Annotated in this window: 11 protein-coding genes and 1 pseudogene; 6 read left to right on the forward strand and 6 right to left on the reverse strand. The window is 72.7% G+C overall.

The window, feature by feature from the left end; all coding sequences use genetic code 11:
• Window positions 1-63 precede the first annotated feature (63 nt).
• Entirely contained in the window at window positions 64-831 is a 768-nt protein-coding gene (gene map, locus ACZ6CL_RS27325; protein WP_468939930.1) for a type I methionyl aminopeptidase, read from the reverse strand.
• A gap of 55 nt (window positions 832-886) precedes the next feature.
• Here map and ACZ6CL_RS27330 point away from each other — a divergent pair, with 55 nt between their 5' ends.
• On the forward strand, window positions 887-1,168 hold the full coding sequence (locus ACZ6CL_RS27330; RefSeq protein ID WP_468939933.1) for a helix-turn-helix domain-containing protein: 282 nt from the start codon (window positions 887-889) through the stop codon (window positions 1,166-1,168).
• A 198-nt stretch (window positions 1,169-1,366) separates the two neighbouring features.
• Window positions 1,367-5,224 carry an ABC transporter ATP-binding protein gene (locus tag ACZ6CL_RS27335; protein WP_468940107.1) on the forward strand — a complete coding sequence of 1,286 codons (3,858 nt, stop codon included), beginning with the start codon at window positions 1,367-1,369 and terminating at the stop codon, window positions 5,222-5,224.
• 107 nt (window positions 5,225-5,331) lie between these two features.
• Here the strand turns inward: ACZ6CL_RS27335 and ACZ6CL_RS27340 are convergent, their stop codons facing one another.
• On the reverse strand, window positions 5,332-5,775 hold the full coding sequence (locus ACZ6CL_RS27340) for a hypothetical protein (protein ID WP_385437732.1): 444 nt from the start codon (window positions 5,773-5,775) through the stop codon (window positions 5,332-5,334).
• A 192-nt stretch (window positions 5,776-5,967) separates the two neighbouring features.
• Here ACZ6CL_RS27340 and ACZ6CL_RS27345 point away from each other — a divergent pair, with 192 nt between their 5' ends.
• Entirely contained in the window at window positions 5,968-7,380 is a 1,413-nt protein-coding gene (locus ACZ6CL_RS27345) for a S28 family serine protease (protein ID WP_468939936.1), read from the forward strand.
• A gap of 487 nt (window positions 7,381-7,867) precedes the next feature.
• Here ACZ6CL_RS27345 and ACZ6CL_RS27350 read toward each other — a convergent pair whose 3' ends face one another.
• Both ACZ6CL_RS27350 and ACZ6CL_RS27355 read right to left on the reverse strand, forming a co-directional pair.
• Window positions 7,868-9,781 (reverse strand): glycoside hydrolase family 3 protein, encoded by a 1,914-nt coding sequence (locus tag ACZ6CL_RS27350; RefSeq protein WP_468939938.1) that lies wholly within the window; start codon window positions 9,779-9,781, stop codon window positions 7,868-7,870.
• Between the two features lie 467 nt (window positions 9,782-10,248).
• Entirely contained in the window at window positions 10,249-11,160 is a 912-nt protein-coding gene (locus ACZ6CL_RS27355; RefSeq protein ID WP_468939940.1) for a LysR family transcriptional regulator, read from the reverse strand.
• Between the two features lie 92 nt (window positions 11,161-11,252).
• Here ACZ6CL_RS27355 and ACZ6CL_RS27360 point away from each other — a divergent pair, with 92 nt between their 5' ends.
• The 3 genes and pseudogenes from ACZ6CL_RS27360 to ACZ6CL_RS27370 form a co-directional block, all read left to right on the forward strand.
• Window positions 11,253-12,173, forward strand: a complete 921-nt coding sequence (locus ACZ6CL_RS27360) for an EamA family transporter (RefSeq protein WP_468939942.1) — start codon at window positions 11,253-11,255, stop codon at window positions 12,171-12,173.
• A 194-nt stretch (window positions 12,174-12,367) separates the two neighbouring features.
• Entirely contained in the window at window positions 12,368-12,577 is a 210-nt protein-coding gene (locus ACZ6CL_RS27365) for a hypothetical protein (protein WP_468939944.1), read from the forward strand.
• 29 nt (window positions 12,578-12,606) lie between these two features.
• Window positions 12,607-12,900: pseudogene (locus ACZ6CL_RS27370) on the forward strand (alpha/beta hydrolase); the annotation flags it as partial.
• Window positions 12,901-12,931: 31 nt separating this feature from the next.
• Here ACZ6CL_RS27370 and ACZ6CL_RS27375 read toward each other — a convergent pair.
• Window positions 12,932-13,729, reverse strand: coding sequence for a sugar phosphate isomerase/epimerase family protein (locus ACZ6CL_RS27375; protein ID WP_468939946.1), 798 nt, complete (start codon window positions 13,727-13,729; stop codon window positions 12,932-12,934).
• A gap of 166 nt (window positions 13,730-13,895) precedes the next feature.
• The gene (gene rutA / locus ACZ6CL_RS27380) at window positions 13,896-14,960 is read right to left on the reverse strand and encodes a pyrimidine utilization protein A (RefSeq protein WP_468939949.1); all 1,065 of its coding nucleotides are present in this window, start codon (window positions 14,958-14,960) and stop codon (window positions 13,896-13,898) included.
• Between the last annotated feature and the right edge of the window lie 7 nt (window positions 14,961-14,967).

A 14,967-nucleotide genomic window follows, 5' to 3' on the forward strand; every position in this document is an offset into this window, starting at 1 on the left:
ATAAGTGTTCGCTGAACGATCCGGTAGTCAACCGTCCGTATGAGTGGGCGATCTGTGTGCCCCTCAGGGCGCGGTGAGCACCCGGGGGCCGTCGTCCGTGATCGCCACGGTGTGTTCGTTGTGCGTCGCCCGGCTGCCGTCCACCGTACGGAGCGTCCAGCCGTCGTCGTCCTCCCGGTACGCGTCCCGGCCGCCCGCCATGAGCATCGGCTCGATGGCGAGCACCAGCCCGTGCCGCAGCCGGTAGCCGCGTCCCGGCCGCCCCTCGTTGGGCACCGGCGGGTCCTCGTGCATCTCGCGCCCCACGCCATGGCCGCCGAAGTCCGCGGGGATGCCGTAGCCCGCCGCCCGGCCGACGCTGCCGATGGCGTGCGCGATGTCGCCGATCCGGCCGCCGACGACGGCCGCGGCGATGCCCGCTTCCAGGGCCTTTTTACCGGTTTCGACCAGCCGCAGGTCCTCGGGGCGTGCGGTGCCGACGATGAAGCTGATCGCGCAGTCGCTGGCCCAGCCGTCGACGACCGCGCCGCAGTCGATGGACACCAGGTCGCCGTCGCGCAGCCGGTAGCCGTCCGGGATGCCGTGCACGATCGCGTCGTTGACCGAGGCGCAGATGGCCGCGGGGAAGGGGGTCGCGGCGAAGTGCGGCCGGTAGCCGAGGAACGGGGAGCTGGCCCCGGCGTCCCGCAGCACCTCCCGGGCCACCTCGTCCAGTTCACGCAGGCGTACGCCGATGGCGGCGGCCTCGCGCGTCGCCGTGAGGATGCCCGCGGCGACCCGGCCCGCCTCCCGCATGGCGTCCAGTGACGCGTCCGTCTTGATCTCTACCACGGTGTGGCCTCCCTGAGTGCGACCCAATTCTTATACCGGTATTAGTATCACGGTCATGGTGCGCACTCCTCTCACTCCCCTGGAACGTGAACGCGGCCGCTTCCTCGGTGTCCTGCTGCGGCAGGCCCGCGGCGAACGCAGCATGGCGGACGTCGCCGCCGGGGCCGGGATCTCGGCGGAGACCCTCCGCAAGATCGAGACCGGCCGGGCGCCGACTCCCGCCTTCTTCACCATCGCCGCCCTCGCCGCCACCCTCGGTCTGCGGCTGGACGACATCGCCGCGCGCTGTGCCGCGGCCGCCGCCCCGGAGGAGGGGGTGCGCGACGAGGCGGCCTAGCGACCCCGTGTGAAGCCCCGCGCCCCGGTCGGGTTTGTTGCGGAAGGATGAAATCCGCACACCTGTGTGTTGGGCCTTCCGGCAGCAGTGGAAACCGGGAGGTCACGAGTGGCGGGCAGCAAGGGCGACAAACGCGACGAAGAGAACGAGCACGGCAAAAGCGGCCATGCGGACGCGGATCGGGGCTGGGCGCGGCGGCTGACCCGCCTCTGCCTGCGGTACCGCCGCAACGTGCTGCTCGCGCTCGGGTCCTCGCTCGCCGGGATGGGCGTCATGGCGCTGGTCCCGCTCGTCACCAAGCTGATCATCGACGAGGTGATCGTCCAGCACGACCGGGCGCTCGCACCCTGGGCGATCCTGCTGATCGTGGCCGCCCTCGTCGTCTACGCCCTCACCTACGTCCGCCGCTTCTACGGCGGACGGCTGGCGCTCGACGTCCAGCACGATCTGCGGACCGGCATGTACGAGTCGCTGGTCCGCCTCGACGGCCGCCGCCAGGACGAGCTGTCCACCGGCCAGATCATCGGCCGCGCCACCAGCGACCTCCAGCTGATCCAGAGCCTGCTCTTCATGGCGCCGATGATGATCGGCAACGTGCTGCTCTTCCTGGTCTCGATCGTCGTGATGGCGGTGCTCTCCCCGCTGCTCACCGTCGTCGCCCTCGCCGTCGCCCCCGCCCTGTGGGTGCTCGCCTCGCGCAGCCGCGTCCGGCTCTTCCCGGCCACCTGGTACGCCCAGGGGCAGGCGGCCGCGGTCGCCGGGGTGGTGGACGGGGCGGTCACCGGGGTCCGCGTCGTCAAGGGCTTCGGCCAGGAGGGCCAGGAGACGGGCAAGCTCCGCGAGGTCGGCCGCCGCCTCTTCGCCGCCCGGCTGCGCACGGTCCGGCTGAACGCCCGCTACACCCCCGCCCTCCAGGCCGTCCCCGCCCTCGGCCAGGTCGCGATGCTGGCCCTCGGCGGCTGGATGGCCACCCGCGGGCAGATCACCCTCGGCACGTTCGTCGCCTTCTCGACGTATCTCGCGCAACTCGTCGGCCCGGTGCGGATGCTCACCATGATGCTGACCGTCGGCCAGCAGGCCCGGGCTGGAGTCGAGCGGGTCTTCGAACTCATCGACACCGAACCGGTCATCCAGGAGCGCCCGGACGCGCGCGAACTGCCCGCGGACGCGCCCGCGACGGTCGAATTCGATCACGTCACCTTCGGTTACGACCCCGACCGGCCCGTGCTCTCCGATGTGTCGCTGCGCGTCGAACCGGGCGAGACGGTCGCCGTGGTCGGCGCCTCGGGCAGCGGCAAGTCCACCCTGTCCCTGCTGCTGCCCCGCTTCTACGACGTGACGGACGGCGCGGTGCGGGTCGGCGGCCACGATGTGCGCGAGCTGACGTACGCGTCGCTCCGGGACGCCATCGGGCTCGTTCCGGAAGACAGCTTCCTCTTCTCCGACACCGTGCGCGCCAACCTCGCCTACGGGCTGCCGGACGCCGACGACGAGCAGATCAGGGCCGCCGCCCGGGCCGCCCAGGCCGACGGCTTCATCTCCGCCCTCCCGGACGGCTACGACACCCAGGTCGGCGAGCAGGGCCTCACCCTCTCCGGCGGCCAGCGCCAGCGCATGGCCCTGGCCCGCGCGATCCTCACCGACCCCCGGCTGCTCGTCCTCGACGACGCCACGTCGGCGGTCGACGCGCGCGTCGAGCACGAGATCCACGAGGCGCTGCGCGGCGTCATGGCGGGCCGTACGACTCTCCTCATCGCCCACCGCCTCTCCACCCTCGCCCTCGCCGACCGCATCGCCGTCCTGGACGGCGGCCGCCTGGTGGACGTCGGCACGGACGACGAACTGCGTAAGCGCTGCGAGCTGTACCGCCGCCTGCTGACGGACCCGGACGAGCTGAGCGGCATCACCCGCGACCCGGCCGGTCACCTCGCCGTACGGCCGCGCGGCGGTGACGACCCGGAGCACGCGGATCCGGCGGCGGCGGGGCTCGCCGGGGCGTTCGGCGGCGAGGCCGCCGCCACCGGGCTGGTCGAGCCGTGCCGTGACGGGAACGGGGATCGCCCGACGGCGCGCGGCGGCGACGACCCCGCGCATGCCGCACCGGGCGCCAAGGGCGGCATTACCCCGGAGCTATGGGTGCGGCGCGACGGGGACGGCCAACAGGGCCCAGAAACGCGAACCGCCACCGCGCCCGCCCCCGGGGTGGCCGGGGCGCTGGCCGGGATGCCCGCCACGCCCGAGCTGCTGGCCAAGGTCGAGGCCCTGCCGCCCGCCACCGACACGCCCGATGTGGACGAGGCGCGGGCCGCGCAACCCGAAGAGGCGTACGGGCTGCGGCGGTTGCTGCGCGGGTTCGGGGCGCCGCTGCTGTTCTGTCTGCTGCTGGTGACCATCGACGCGGGGTCCGGACTGCTGCTGCCCGTGCTCATCCGGCACGGCATCGACCAGGGCGTCCAGCGCCTCGCGCTGGGCGCGGTGTGGGCCGCGTCCGGGCTGGCGCTGGTCGTCGTCCTGGCCCAGTGGGCCGCGCAGTGGGGGGAGACGCGGCTGACCGGGCGCACCGGCGAGCGCATGCTCTACTCCCTGCGGGTCAAGATCTTCGCGCAGTTGCAGCGGCTCGGACTCGACTACTACGAGCGCGAGCTGACCGGCAAGATCATGACGCGGATGACCACCGATGTGGACGCGCTGTCGACGTTCCTCCAGACCGGACTGGTCACCGCCGTCGTCAGCCTGCTGACCTTCTTCGGCATCCTGGTCGCGCTGCTGGTGATCGACGTCCAGCTGGCGCTGGTGGTGTTCGCCACCCTGCCGCCGCTGATCATCGGCACGTTCGTGTTCCGCCGTAAGAGCGTCAGGGCATACGAACTCGCCCGTGAGCGCGTGGGCACCGTCAACGCCGACCTCCAGGAGAGCGTGGCCGGGCTGCGGATCGTGCAGGCCTTCCGGCGCGAGCGCGTCGGCGGGGAGCGGTTCGCCGGGCGCAGCGACGCGTACCGGCAGGCGCGGGTGCGCGGACAGTGGCTGATCTCGGTGTACTTCCCGTTCGTGCAGCTGCTGTCGTCCACCGCCGCCGCGCTGGTGCTGATCGTCGGCTCCGGGCGGGTCAGTGACGGGACGCTGACGGCGGGCGCGCTGGTCGCCTACCTGCTCTACATCGACCTGTTCTTCGCGCCCGTGCAGCAGCTCTCCCAGGTGTTCGACGGCTATCAGCAGGCCACGGTGTCGCTGGGCCGCATCCAGGAGTTGCTGCGGGAGCCGACCACCACTCCCGCGCCGGAGAACCCGCGTGCGGTGCGGACGGTCCGTGGCGAGGTCGCCTTCGACGACGTGCACTTCCGTTACGGGGACGGCGAGGAGGCCCTGTCGGGCATCGACATCACGATCCCGGCCGGGCAGACGGTCGCGTTCGTGGGGGAGACGGGCGCGGGCAAGTCCACGCTCGTCAAGTTGGTGGCCCGCTTCTACGACCCCACCGGCGGCGCCGTACGGATCGACGGCACGGATCTGCGCGAGCTGGACCTCACCGCGTACCGCAACCGGCTGGGCGTCGTCCCGCAGGAGCCGTATCTCTTCCCCGGGACCGTGCGCGACGCCATCGCCTACGGGCGTCCCGGCGCGAGCGACGCCGACGTGGAGGCGGCCGCGCGGGCGGTCGGCGCCCACGCCATGGTGGCCTCGCTCGACGGCGGCTATCTGCACGCGGTCTCCGAGCGCGGGCGCAATCTGTCGGCCGGGCAGCGCCAGCTGATCGCGCTCGCGCGCGCCGAGCTGGTGGGCCCGGACATCCTGCTGCTCGACGAGGCCACGGCCGCGCTCGACCTGGCCACCGAGGCCCTGGTCAACCAGGCCACGGACCGGCTGGCGGGCCGTCGCACCACGCTGGTCGTCGCGCACCGGCTGACCACCGCGGCCCGCGCGGACCGGGTGGTGGTCCTGGATCACGGACGGGTGGTCGAGGACGGTACGCACGAGGAGCTGGTGGCGCGGCCGGGGGGCCGGTATGCCGAGCTGTGGCGCACCTTCACGGGAGAGACGGCCCCGGTGGGGGCGTAACGCCCCCGCCGTCGGGGCGGGTACGGCCGCCTCATGAGTGCGCCGCCCGGCCGTGAACTATACGGCCGGTAACTCTCGGCGTTCACCGCTCATCACGTACCGTGACGTCACGGTTCCATGCCGCTCGCCCTCGCGATGCCCTCCACCTCGCGCCGGTCCGCCTCCCGCTGCTCCGCCTCGGCCGCCACCCGCTGCTTGTGGCGGTGCAGGAAGTCGGGGTCCTGGGCCCGCTCCTGGGGCACCAGCACCTTCATGCCCTTGGCGTGCGGGCTGTCGCCGAGGTCGACGACCACCCGCTCGTCCTGGGAGGTGAGCAGGCCGAACAGCACCAGCAGCTCGGCCTGGAGGGCGGGGGTGAACAGCTCTTTCTCCTCGGGCCCCATGCCGAGTTCGTACGTCCCCCCGCGGACGGCCGGTGAGGTGCTCAGCTCGCGCAGCAGCCGCATGAGCAGCTCCAGCGAGCGCGGATCGATTCGTTCCTGCAATTCGGTCAGATACTGCGTCAGCCGCTCGGCCCGTTCGCTCCGGTCGTGCCGTTCGTCTCGGTCCATGTCAGCAGGATGCGCCATCACAGCCCGCTACGAAAGGGGGTGACGGTAACAACTCTCCGTATTCGGCGGCTGGTTGGCGTGATCGGACGCCCCTAGCCACTCCGTCTGTGCCCCGATAGGTTCTCGGCGACCTGTGCGAATCATGTGCACCAAGTGATGTGCACCCATGGTGTGCATACAAGGGGAGGGCGAATGGGCAAGGCGCTCAGATGGCTGTTGTCGCTGGTGATAATCGTGGGGGCGGTCGGCGCCGGTACGGGTGGCGCGCCGGCGGCAGCGGCCGCCCCCGCCAGCGCGGCCGAGCCGGACATCAAGGAACGCGTCCTGGCGATACGCGGGATGAGCTTCGTCGAGGAGCAGCCGTACGACGGCTACCGCTTCCTCGTCTTCACCTACCAGCAGCCGGTCGACCACCGGCATCCGTCCAAGGGCACCTTCAAGCAGCGGTTCACCCTGCTGCACAAGGCCACCGACCGGCCGACGGTGTTCTTCACCTCCGGCTACAACGTCAACACCACGCCGCGCCGCAGTGAGCCCACGCAGCTCGTGGACGGCAACCAGGTGTCCATGGAGTATCGGTTCTTCACGCCGTCGCGACCGCAGCCCGCCGACTGGTCGAAGCTCGACATCTGGCAGGCCGCCAGCGACCAGCACCGGCTGTACCGGGCGCTGCACCGCGTCTACGGCAAGAAGTGGCTCGCCACCGGCGGCAGCAAGGGCGGCATGACCGCCACCTACTACCGCCGCTTCTACCCGAACGACATGGCGGGCACGATCGCCTACGTCGCTCCCAACGACGTCGTCAACAACGAGGATTCGGCCTACGACCGCTTCTTCGCGGGCGTCGGCACCGCCGAATGCCGCACCAAGCTGAACGCGGTCCAGCGCGAGGCGCTCGTGCGGCGCGACGAGATCGTGGCGCGCTACCAGAAGTGGGCCGACGAGGAGAAGCAGACCTTCACGGTCGTCGGCAGCGCCGACAAGGCGTACGAGAACGTCGTCCTCGACCTGGTGTGGGCCTTCTGGCAGTACCACCTGCTGAAGGACTGCGCGGATGTCCCCGCGGCCACCGCCTCGACCGATGAGCTGTACTCGTTCATCGACGACATCTCCGGCTTCTCGGCCTACACCGACCAGGGCCTGGAGACCTACACCCCGTACTACTACCAGGCGGGCACCGAACTGGGCGCCCCCACCTTCAAGACCCCCCACCTGGACGGTCTGCTCCGCTACCCCGGCATCTACAACCCGCGCAACTACGTCCCGCGCGACATTCCGATGCGCTTCAAGCCGGGCGCGATGCGGGACGTGGACCGCTGGGTCCGCCATGACGCGAAGCGGATGCTGTTCGTCTACGGCGAGAACGACCCGTGGGGCGCCGAACCGTTCCGCCCGGGCAAGGGCGCGCGCGACTCCTACGTCTACACGGCCCCCGGCGGCAACCACGGCGCCAACATCGCCCAGCTGACGCCCGACGAGAAGGCGAAGGCGACGGCGGCCGTCCAGAAGTGGGCGGGCGTCCCGGCCACCTCCAAGCCCCTGGCCCGCCCCAACGCGAAGCTGGACCACCGCGAGACCGAGCGCGAACCGGCCCTGCGGCCGTAAGCCCCGGCGCGGTCCGGGCCCCCGCGCGGGCGGGGGCGTGCCACGCCCGGTGGGCTGACCCCGCCTCCACCACCCGGGCGGGTGGCCCGGCGCGGTCCGGGCCACCCCGGGGGCGCGCGGCCCTGCCAGGGGCGCGCCCGCCGCCCGAGGGCACAGCCCCCGCCCGAGGGCACAGCCCCCGCCCGAGGGCACAGCCCCCGCCCGGGGCACAGCCCCCGCCCGGGGCCGGAGCCCGCGGCGGGGGCTGCGCCCCGGCCCGGGCCCGCGGTCCTCAGGCGGCGTGGCCGCAGTTTCCACCTCGCCGCCTGAGACAGCCCGCGTCAGCCCTCGGCGGACACGCCCCCGCGCCCACCGGGGCCCGTGCGCCGCCCTCAGGCGCTGCCCGGGCCGGGGCCAGCCGGGGTTGGGGCACCCGGGGATCGGCGGGGGCTTCAGCCTCGCGTCGAGGCCCCGTAGGGGCGGGGTGGGGGATTGCCCGCGCCGCGACTCAATACGTCAGCCCGTGCCCGATCGCGTACAGCACCCGGGACGGGGCATCCGCGCGCCGCACGGCGACCGGCAGGCGGCCGCGTGGGTTCCGCTTTCCGGCGATGACCCGGGCCGCGGCGCGCACCTCGACGTCCGTCCAGCCGTAGGTGGCCAGCGACGCGGCGGGGTCGTTGCCCAACTGGGCGATGTCGTACGGGGCCTTGAGCGCGACGTGGACCATCGGCACCCCCGTCGCGGATAGCTCCGAGACCAGCCGCCGCTGCCCGGACCCGGCGTCGACGTCGCGGGTCAGGACGATCACCGCGTCCCGTTCGCGCGCCGCCGCGACCGCCTCCTCGATCCGCCCCGGGGACGGATCGGGCGCGCTGCCCGTGCCCGTGGACAGGGACTTCGCCGTGAAGCCGAGTGCGCCGAGGGCGCGGGCGAGAACGGCCGTCGGCGGGCCGCCGGTGCCGGTCGGGGCGGCGGGGTCCACGCCGACCACGAGCAGCTCGCGGTGGCGGCGCCGGGACAGCGGCAGCAGCCCGCCGCGGTTGGTGATCAGCGTGGTGGTGCGGTCCGCGATCCGGGCGGCGGTTTCGGCGTGCGCGCGCGTGCCCACCGTACGGTCCACCGCGCGGCCGCTGGTGTACGGCTCGTCCAACAGCCCACGCCGCGCCTTGAGTTCCAGGACGCGCAGCACCGACGCGTCGAGCCGGGCCTCGCTGATCTCGCCCTTCCGTACCGCCGTGCGCACGCTGTTCCAGGCGGCGGGCAGGTCGGGCGGGGTCAGCAACTGGTCCACGCCCGCCTTCAGCGCGAGTACCGGCACCCGGGCGTCGCCGTACTTCTCGCGCACGCCCTGCATGCCGAGGGAATCGGTGATGACGACGCCGTCGTAACCGAGTTCGTCGCGCAGGACGCCGGTGATGATGGGGCGGGAGAGCGTGGCCGGGTCGTCGGCCGGGTCGAGCGCGGGGAACAGCAGGTGCGCGGTCATGACGGAGTCGATCCCGGCGGCGATCGCGGCGCGGAACGGCGGGGCGTCCAGCCGCTCCCACTCCTTGCGGGAGTGGGTGATGGTCGGCAGCCCGACATGGCTGTCCACGGAGGTGTCGCCGTGCCCCGGGAAGTGCTTGGCGGTGGCCGCGACCCCGGCGCGCTGATACCCCTCGACCTGGGCCGCGACCAGCCGGGCGACCGCCTTGGGGTCGGCGCCGAAGGAGCGTATGCCGATCACCGGGTTGGCCGGGTCGACGTTGACGTCCGCGTCCGGCGCGTAGTCCTGCCGGATGCCGAGCGCGGCCAGCTCCGCCCCGGCGGTCCGGGCCGCCGCCCGTACGTCCGGCACGCTGCCGCCCGCGCCGAGCGCCATCGCGCCGGGGAGCAGCGTGGCGGGGGCCCCGATCCGGGCCACCATGCCGTGCTCCTGGTCGGTGGAGATGAGCAGCGGCACGGGGGTCGAGCCGTCGAGGGCGGCCTTCTGGAGGCCGTTGGAGAGGGCGGCGACCTGCCGGGGGCTGCGGATGTTGTGCGCCCACTCGGTGTACATGATCCCGCCGAGGTGATACTTGGCCACCAGTTCGGCGGCGCTGCCGACGCCGTACTTCTCGCGGTTGGCCGCGGCGTCGGCGGGGTCGGGCGCGGTGGCCGAGTGTCCGTACACCGACAGGACGAAGAGCTGGCCGATCTTCTGATCGAGCGTCATACGGCCGAGGAGGGCCGAGGCGCGATCCCGGTCCCGGTCGCTGCTCCGGGTGGGGGCGGGGCGGCGCGGAGCCGACGACGAGGACTCCGGTGTGGCGGGGGCGCCTGTCGACGCGGACGTGGATGCGGACGTCTCGGGCGAGCTGAGCGTCCGCGGGCTGCAGGCGGTGGCGACGGCGGCGGTCGCCGCGGCGAGCAGGGTGCGGCGCGAGGTCGGCTTGTGCACCCGCACTCCTTCCATGATCTTTGGAGGGGGTGACTGGCGTTCATATGACACGCTGGTGTGCCCGGTGGGGCCCGGTCAATGGGAACCGGTGATTCGGTCCAACTTCGTTCATGATCAGACGTCTTCGGTCGTCATGAGGTGGCGAAACGGGGCGGTGCGGGGCTGCGGACGGCCACCGGGCGCATCCGGTGGTCGTGGTGGCCACGTGGGCCAGCCCGGTGTCGATGCGGCCCGTGCCGCCGACGCTCTGGGAGGGGTGCGCGTCGGCGGCGGGGCGCTGACGGCCGCAGGCGGCGAGGGGGGTGGTCAGCGACGCAGCCAGCAGCGAGGCCGATACCGCATTGCGGAGACTCCCCATCAGCACGCCGCTTGGACGCCCCGCCGGGCGGGTCGGTTCCGCGGCGGGCCAACCGGGGGCACCCCGGGACCCGCGGCACGGGCCGCGCCTCAGGCGCCCGCCGGAGGGGTCAGGCGGGGGCGGGGCGGCTTGGCCATGCCTCGCTCAGGGCCGCCACCGTTTCGGTGATCGCGGGGCGGCGGGCGGCGCCCTCGCGCCAGAGGGCGTAGAGGCGGCGTACCGGCACCGGCTCCAGCGGTACCGCGCGGACCTCCTCGGGCAGTGGGCCCCGGCCCAGGCGGGGCATCAGGGCGATGCCCAGGCCCGCCGCCACCAGGGCGATCTGGGTGTGGTTCTCCGCCGCCTGGTACGCCAGATCCGGTTCGCTGCCGGACGCCCGCAGCGTCCGTACGAGCCAGTCGTGGCACACCGACCCCGGCGGCTGGCAGATCCACCGTTGGCCCGCCAGATCCGTCCGCCGCAAGGGGGCGCGCCCCGCCAGTGGATGCCCCACCGGTACGAGGACATCGCACAGGTCGTCCCCGATGGCCGCCCGCCGGAGCCCGTCCGGGGCGGGCAGTGGGGCGATGTCCCAGTCGTGGGCGACGGCCAGGTCGATGACGCCCTGCGCCACCAGGTCCACCGACAGGTGCGGGTCGACCTCGACGAGCCGGGCGTCCAGCGTCGGGTGTTCCGCGGCGAGCCGGGCCAGTACGGCGGGCATCAACCCCCGCGCGGCGGACGGGAAGGCGCCGATCACCAGCCGACCGGTCGGCTGTCCGCGCCGCTCCTCCAGACTGGTCTCGGCCCGTTCGACGATCGCGAGGAGTTGCTGCGCGGTGGCGGCCAGATGCTGGGCCGCGTCGGTGAGGACGACGCCGCGGCCCTGTCGTTCCAGCAGCGTGGTCCGGGTCTCCCGCTCCAGCTTGGCGATCTGCTGCGAGACGGCGGACGGGGTGTAGCCGAGCGCGATGGCGGCCGCGCTGACCGAACCGTGCACGGCCACCGCGTGCAGCGCCCGCAGCCGGGACAGATCCAGCACTGCCGCCCCCTCTCACGTTTTACGGATGCTGCATCCAACCATGAAGTCATTCGCGCTGGTGCTAAAAGGTCCCGCCACCCGATCCTCGACTCATGCGACCTGTACACATCGGCCTCGCCGTGCTCGTCACGGCCCTGTGGGGCGTCAACTTCGTGGTCATCGAGGTGGGCCTCGACCACTTCCCGCCGCTCCTCTTCTGCGCGCTCCGCTTCCTGGTGGCGGCGGTGCCCGCGATCTTCTTCGTCGGCCTGCCGCGGGTCTCCTGGCGGTGGATCGCGGGGGTCGGGCTGGCGCTGGGCGTGGGGAAGTTCGGGCTGCTGTTCATCGGGATGCGGGAGGGGATGCCCGCCGGGCTGTCGTCGCTGGTGCTGCAGATCCAGGCGGTGTTCACCGCGCTGTTCGCGGCCGTCGTCCTCGCCGAACGCCCCGGCCGCCGACGGCTGCTCGGCATGGCGGTGGCGCTCACCGGTATCGCCGTGGCCGCCGTCGACGAGGGCACGTCGGGCCCGCTGCTCGGCTTCGTCCTCGTCATCGCGGCGGCGGCCTTCTGGGGCGTGTCGAACGTCCTCACCCGCAAGGCCGCCCCGCCCGACCCGCTGAGCTTCATGGTGTGGGTGAGCGTGGTGCCGGTCCTGCCGCTGCTCGGGCTGTCGCTGATGTTCGAGGGCGCGGACCCCGGCCTGCACGCGCTGGCCACGCTCGACTGGGCCGGGGCGGGCGCCATCGTCTACGTCGCCTGGGGCGCCACCGTGCTGGGCTTCGGCGTCTGGAGCTTCCTGCTGCGCACGTACGACGCCTCCACGGTGGCCCCCTTCTCCCTGCTGGTGCCGGTCTTCGGCATGTCCTCGGCGGCGCTGCTGCTGGGCGAGGGGGTCAGCCCGCTGCGCTGGCTGGCGGCGGCGCTGCTGGTGGGCGGCGTGGCGCTGACGTCGCTCCCGTCGGCACGGCTGCACGTGCGTCCGCGCCCGCTCCCGCGCGAGCCGGTCCGGGCGGGGGCCGCCGAGGTGCGCTGACCTACGACGCGCCGCGTCCGGGCTTCCCCCGGTTCCGCCGGGGGGGGGGGCGACCCTGACCGCCCGCTCCGGGCGGCTCCAGGATCCCCCTGATCCCGCCCAGGGACGGTTGTGGCCCCCTCGCCTTGCTGCGAGGGTTCGCCGAGGGTGGCCACTCCTGTGATCCGCGTTCGAAGGAGCAACAGGAGGAATCTGTGCGACCGTTCACCAAGGCGCTCGCCGCCGCAGCGATGGCGCTGGGCGCGGGCGTGGCGGACGCCGATACGTCAGAAAGATCGGCGATCCCCAAACCGCCGTCCTCGATCGGCTGGAAACCGTGCCCCGAGTACACCACCGCCGAGTGCGCAACCCTGCGCCTTCCCATCGGCTGGGAACGCCCAGGGGGCCGGACCACGCACGCCTGACCGCCGCCGAACGACGGGCCGCGCCGCACATGCGCGGCTCACCCCGGATTCACCGCGCGGTGGCCGGATGCGTCGGCTGGCCGGACGAGGTGAACACCCCGCAACACCGCCTGCGCGTCACCGAGGCCCCCAAGATCCTTTTGATGCACTCCCGCCACGACCCGGCGAACAACTACTCCTGGGTGACCAACGTGCACCGGCAGACCCGCGGGACGACGGTCCTGCTGACGTACGAGGGTGCGGGACACAGCGTCTACGGGCGCAGTGACTGCACCCGCGACGCGATGGACGGCTACCTCACGGCGCTGAAGGTGCCGCGCGACGGAAGCCGCTGCGCCGCGGCCGGCCCGTACATCAGGCCGCGTCGGCGAGCAGCCGCAGCAGGTGGTCCCGGCCCGGGCCCAGCAGCGGCGGGAGGTCCTGGGCCCCCGGGTACCACCGCTTCTCGTACTCCCAGCACAGCCAGCCGTCCCAGCCCTCACGGCTGAGCAGTTCCACGCACTCGGTCAGCGGCAGCACGCCCGCGCCCAGCGGCAGCGGGGTGGTGTCCTCGGCGGAAGCGATGTCCTTGACCTGGACGTAGCCCAGGTGCGGGGAGAGCGCCGCGTAGCTGGTGGCGGGGTCCTCGCCGCCCAGCCAGGGGTGCATCACGTCCCAGATCGCGCCGACGCTGCCGTGCCCGACGGGTCCGAGGACGCGGGCCGCGTCGGCGCCGGTGCGGTGCGAGTCGTGGGTCTCCAGCAGCAGCCGTACGCCCAGCTCCGTGGCGTACGGCGCGGCGTCGCCGAGGCGGGCGGCGGCCGAGGCGTCGGCCTCGGCGGCGCTCCGGTCGCCACCGCCCGGGAAGACGCGGACGTTGCGGGCGCCCAGGTCGTGGGCGAGCCTGATCAGGTCCCGCAGCCCGGTCAGGACCGGCTCGTCGGGGCCCTCCGCCGCGACCCGTACGTACCCGGCGACGGTCAGGATCTCCACCCCGGCGGCCCGGAACTCCGCCGCCACCCGGGCGCGTTCGTCCGGCGCGATCCCGGGGTGCACGGGCTCCTCGGGGTGCGCGCGCAGCTCGACACCGTGGTACCCGTTCGCGGCGGCGAGCCGGGTGACGTCGGGCATGGGCAGGCCGGGGACGCCGAGGGTCGAGAAGGCGAGCTTCATGGGGGGCTCCGTGGGGGTGAGGGGCTTCCGGAGGTGGCTTCCGGAGGGCGGGTACCTTCCTGCCGGATCTTCATTCCGGACGCTAGGCAGCGGCGGGGGCGCGGTCAATCCCGCCGTGCCGAAAGGCGGCGCCCTACGTCAAGACCGGGACCTCAAGACCGGGACGTCACGACCGGCACTTCATGAGCGGCTGGATGCGCGTACCGAAGTTCTCGAGACCTTCGAGGAAGTCGTCGAACACCAGCATGATTCCCTTGGTGCCATGCACCTCGGCGACCTCGTCGAGCATCGCCGCGACCGTCTCGTACGAGCCGACGAGCGTGCCCATGTTGAAGTTCACCGCGCCCTCGGGCAGCGAGATGGTCCGGGCGGTCGAGGAGCCGTCGGAGGTCGTGTCCGTGGCCGTTTCCCCCGCCATGTACGCCAGCGCCGCGTGGTCGGCGTTGTCGTGGTAGTCCTTCCACTTCGCCTGGGCGGCCTCGTCGGTCTCGTCCGCGATGACCATGAACAGCGAGAGCGCCCCGACGTCGCGCCCGGTCTCCCGCGCCGCGTCCACGAGCGTGGCCGTGGTGTCCGAGAGCGCGAGCGGGGTGTTGACGCCGCTACCCAGGATGAAGTTGTACTCGGCGTGCTCGGCGGCGAACTTCATACCGGTGGTGCTCTGCCCGGCGGCGACGATGTCGATGTGCCCGTTCGCCGGGCGCGGCGACAGCACGCAGTCGTCCATGGCGTAGAACTCGCCCTTGAAGTCGCTGACGCCCTCCTGCCACAGCTCCTTCATGACCGTCACGTACTCGGCGGCCCGGGCGTAGCGGTTGCCGAAGTGCTCGTCCCCGGGCCACAGGTCCATCTGGGAGTACTCGCCGGGCGCCCAGCCGGTGACGATGTTGACGCCGAACCGGCCGGGGGCGATCGAGTCGACCGTCGCGGCCATGCGCGCGGTGATCGCCGGGTGCAGGGCGAGGATCGGCGTCGAGGCGTACAGCCTGATCCGTTCCGTCACGGCGGCCAGGCCAGCCATCAGCGTGAACGACTCCAGGCAGTGGTCCCAGAACTCGGTATCGCCGCCGAACCCCTTGAGTTTGATCATCGACAGTGCGAAGTCGAGCCCGTGCTCCTCGGCCTTCCGCACGATGGCCTTGTTCAGTTCGAAGGTCGGCATGTACTGCGGAGAACTCTTCGAGATGAGCCAGCCGTTGTTGCCGATGGGGATGAAGACGCCGATGTCCATGCCGCTC

It is taken from the genome of Streptomyces sp. NPDC041200, assembly GCF_055591805.1.